This window comes from Bacillales bacterium (assembly GCA_035700025.1).
Taxonomy (GTDB): domain Bacteria; phylum Bacillota; class Bacilli; order Bacillales; family DASSOY01; genus DASSOY01.
The window spans coordinates 1-4128 of the sequence record DASSOY010000026.1; the positions used below are offsets into that span (position 1 = coordinate 1).

The following is a 4128-nucleotide window of genomic DNA, read 5'->3' on the forward strand; positions in this document are numbered from 1 at the left end:
CGCTCCGTGCGTCATCAAGGCGTAACTTTTACCGTAAAGAACGTCATCGCCGACAATTCCCGGATGATTTTATTTTACACATTGGATGCCGATCATTTGGACGTGGTAAATCTTGAATCGGTTCAGTTGCTCGATAAAAACAAGGATCCTTTGCCTGCATCTGTCGGATTTGATCCGGACGGGAAACATAAAGGTAAAATTACCGCCAGTTACGGTCCATCCTATCAATTGCAAAGCGCCGTCTATCTCAAAATTCGTTTAACCGAAAGGTCGAAGACGTGGACGGATACGGTTAAAATTCCGCTGGATCTGGCCAAAATCAAAGACATGAAACACGTGCTGCCGGTCAATCAGACGGTTCATTTCGGGCAACAAGCGGTGAGCGTTGAAAAGGGGATTGTTTACCCAACGAGAATCGCCGTTTATGTAAAATTTGATCCAGAAAACTCGAAACGAATCTTTGGTTTTGACCAGTTGCAATTGGTGGACGGAAAGGGTCAGGTTTGGTCTTCGATGCGGGACGGCGTTTCGGCTTCAGGGATCAGCCCAACTGAGCGAATTCTCTATTTCGAAAGCAATTACTTTAGAGAGCCGAAAGCATTATTTTTGGAAGGGCACAACATAAGGGCACTCGATAAGGATAAGTTAGATCTTGTCGTAGATTTAAAGCATCATCAATTGTTGCAAAAACCGGATGACCGCATCGCGTTGACGGATATTACCGAAACGCAAAAAACAATCACGGTTAAGCTGGCGCTTGAGACGGACCCCTCGTGGGATTCCCACCGGAGCTATAACTTGTTTCGTTCGACCTACCGTGATGCCGCCGGGAGAACGTATGAAAACATGCTGCGATCGGGAACGGCAAGCACTGATGAAAATGCCAAACAGTTGATCACATTCACAATAAAAAAAGAACCGTTCCAGGGACCGTTGACGTTTCAGCTTATGGATTATCCGAATCACGTGGAGAAGGCGTTTCGCGTGCGGGTCAAATAAAAAAAAGAACCGGCTCATTCTAAAAGAAAAAAAGAATGAGCGATTCCGTTTCTTTCAAATGCTGAATGTATTCTTCCAATCTGTCGGAGAAGACGACTTGAAGAAGAACAACGATCGTATTCATCGTGGCATGAGCGGCAATCGGGACGACGATGCGTTTCGTCTTTTCGTAGAGAAACGCGAAAACATAGCCCATGGCGACGTAGGTCAGCAAATATGGAAAATCGAGATGAGCAAGGCCGAACAAAAAAGAACTGGCCAGTGCGGCGATTGTAAAATCATAACGCCGGCGCAAGCTGCCGAAAATGACTTTGCGGAACACGACTTCTTCGAGGATGGGTCCGATCACGGCGACGACGATGATGAAAATCGGCATTTGTTTGGCGATTTCGGTGATCATTTTCGTATTTTGCGACGCGTGTCGAACGCCGAGTGCCTGCTCAATGATTCCTGCGGCCATTTGTGTGGCAAATGCCAGCAGGATGCCAAGCACGATCCATTTAAAGGATTGGCCAGCCGAAGCGCGATTTCGGTTCCATTCTGCTCGTTTCATGTCTTTCAATAATAGAAGAAGCACGACGATAAATGCGGTAAGAAAACTGAACATGCTCCATAGGACTTGGGCTTGTGTTTCGTCGAATCCGCCGGCGTACAGCAAAGGTACGCCAATGAATGCTGACAACTGCATCAGGACGTAGGTGGCGAGCACCCACCAGTATCGCTTTGGCAAATGGATTACTCCTTTTTTCGGTTGGATATACTATATGAAAGTATGAGCGAAATCTTCCTATCATGAACAGCATCCTTCTGCAACAAGAAGACGCTGCCTAGTCTTTCCAACCATCATTGTATCATACCCGAATTCAGGGGACATTTTTTTTGAAAAAATCGTTTACGGGACTTGAAAAAATCTTTCGGATTGATTATGATAAGAATTGCGTTAGCACTCGGTTTAGGTGAGTGCTAATAATACCGGATAAATGAGTTTAAGGAGGGTGTTTCAGTTGTTAAAGCCGCTAGGTGATCGCATTATCATCCAACCTGTTGAAAAGGAAGAGAAAACTTCGAGCGGAATCGTGTTGCCTGAATCCGCCAAAGAAAAACCGCAGGAAGGCCGCGTCGTTGCGGTCGGAACGGGTCGCTTGACCGACAAAGGTGAACGTGTCGCGCTGGAAGTAACCGAAGGCAGTTCGGTGATTTTCTCGAAATACGCTGGTACGGAAGTGAAATACGATGGTCAAGAGTACTTGATTTTACGTGAAGACGACGTATTGGCTGTCATCGGCTAAGTTTGGGACATCTCGTTAACATTGAACGGTTCGTCGTTAACGAAACGGGCGAACTACATACAAAAAGGAGGAACTAGTTATGGCTAAAGACATTAAATACAGCGAAGAAGCCCGCCGCGCGATGCTTCGCGGGGTAGACGCACTCGCAAATGCCGTTAAAGTGACATTAGGCCCGAAAGGCCGCAACGTAGTTCTTGAGAAGAAATTCGGATCTCCGCTCATCACGAATGACGGGGTAACGATCGCTAAAGAAATCGAACTGGAAGACGCCTTTGAAAACATGGGCGCTCAGCTCGTGTCCGAAGTCGCCAGCAAAACGAACGACGTCGCCGGGGACGGTACGACGACGGCTACCGTTCTTGCGCAAGCGATGATTCGCGAAGGCTTGAAAAACGTAACTTCGGGTGCGAATCCGATGGTCATTCGCCGCGGCATTGAGAAAGCAACGGCTGCAGCGGTGGAAGAACTCAAAAACATTTCGACGCCGATTCAAGGCAAAGATTCGATCGCGCAAGTCGCTTCGATTTCTTCGAACGACGATCAAGTCGGCCAATTGATTGCCGAAGCGATGGAACGGGTCGGCAATGACGGCGTCATTACGGTCGAAGAATCGAAAGGATTCGGAACGGAACTCGACGTAGTCGAAGGGATGCAGTTCGACCGCGGTTACGCTTCGCCGTACATGGTTACCGATAATGACAAGATGGAAGCGGAACTTGAGGATCCGTACATCTTGATTACGGACAAGAAAATCTCGAACATTCAAGAAGTGCTTCCGTTGCTTGAACAAGTCGTTCAGCAAGGCAAGCCGATTCTCATCATCGCTGAGGACGTTGAAGGCGAAGCACTCGCTACGCTCGTCGTGAACAAACTTCGCGGCACGTTCAACGCTGTAGCGGTGAAAGCACCTGGATTCGGCGATCGCCGCAAGGCCATGCTCGAGGATATCGCAGCGCTTACAGGCGGTCAAGTGATCACGGAAGATCTCGGCCTCGACCTGAAATCAGCGACGATCGATCAGCTCGGCCGCGCTTCCAAAGTTGTCGTTACGAAAGAACATACGACGATCATTGAAGGGCAAGGCGACAGCGACCAAATCGCCGGCCGCGTCAACAACATCAAAGCCCAAATTGAAGAAACGACTTCCGACTTCGATCGCGAAAAATTACAAGAGCGCCTGGCGAAATTAGCTGGCGGCGTAGCCGTCATCAAAGTCGGCGCAGCAACCGAAACGGAAATGAAAGAACGCAAGCTCCGCATCGAAGACGCGTTGAACTCAACACGCGCAGCGGTTGAGGAAGGCATCGTTTCCGGCGGCGGTACGGCGCTCGTGAACGTCATCGAAGCTGCGCAATCCGTTGATGCGGAAGGCGACGAAGCGACCGGCGTAAACATCGTCGTACGCGCGCTCGAAGAGCCGCTTCGCCAGATCGCGAAAAACGCAGGACTCGAAGGTTCCGTAGTCGTCGAGCGCATCAAAGGCGAAGACATCGGCGTAGGATTCGATGCTGCGAAAGGTGAATGGGTCAACATGATCCAAGCCGGCATCGTCGATCCGACGAAAGTGACACGCTCCGCGCTGCAAAACGCGGCTTCCGTATCCGCCATGTTCCTTACGACCGAAGCAGTCGTTGCCGACAAGCCTGAAGAAAACGAAGGCGGTTCCCCTGACATGGGCGGCATGGGCGGCATGGGTGGAATGGGCGGCATGATGTAACAAAGCCCAGAAACCCTTGATATAAAAGGATTTATGGCAAAAGAAAAAGGAAATATTTTGACCATAATCCTTGCTAAAAATTACTTTTTGAGGCTTCTCATAAGTTCGCTGAACTTATGGGAA

At 49.2% G+C, this 4128-nt stretch carries 4 protein-coding genes; 3 read left to right on the forward strand and 1 reads right to left on the reverse strand.

Going from position 1 to position 4128, the window contains the following annotated elements:
- A partial coding sequence (locus VFK44_04495) for a DUF4179 domain-containing protein (GenBank protein HET7627632.1) occupies positions 1-999 on the forward strand: 999 nt, incomplete at its 5' end.
- A 19-nt stretch (positions 1000-1018) separates the two neighbouring features.
- Here the strand turns inward: VFK44_04495 and VFK44_04500 are convergent.
- Positions 1019-1729, reverse strand: coding sequence for a type II CAAX endopeptidase family protein (locus VFK44_04500; protein HET7627633.1), 711 nt, complete (start codon positions 1727-1729; stop codon positions 1019-1021).
- A 274-nt stretch (positions 1730-2003) separates the two neighbouring features.
- Here VFK44_04500 and groES point away from each other — a divergent pair, with 274 nt between their 5' ends.
- Entirely contained in the window at positions 2004-2288 is a 285-nt protein-coding gene (gene groES / locus VFK44_04505; GenBank protein ID HET7627634.1) for a co-chaperone GroES, read from the forward strand.
- A 79-nt stretch (positions 2289-2367) separates the two neighbouring features.
- The gene (groL, locus tag VFK44_04510) at positions 2368-4005 is read left to right on the forward strand and encodes a chaperonin GroEL (GenBank protein HET7627635.1); all 1638 of its coding nucleotides are present in this window, start codon (positions 2368-2370) and stop codon (positions 4003-4005) included.
- The last annotated feature ends 123 nt before the right edge of the window (positions 4006-4128 follow it).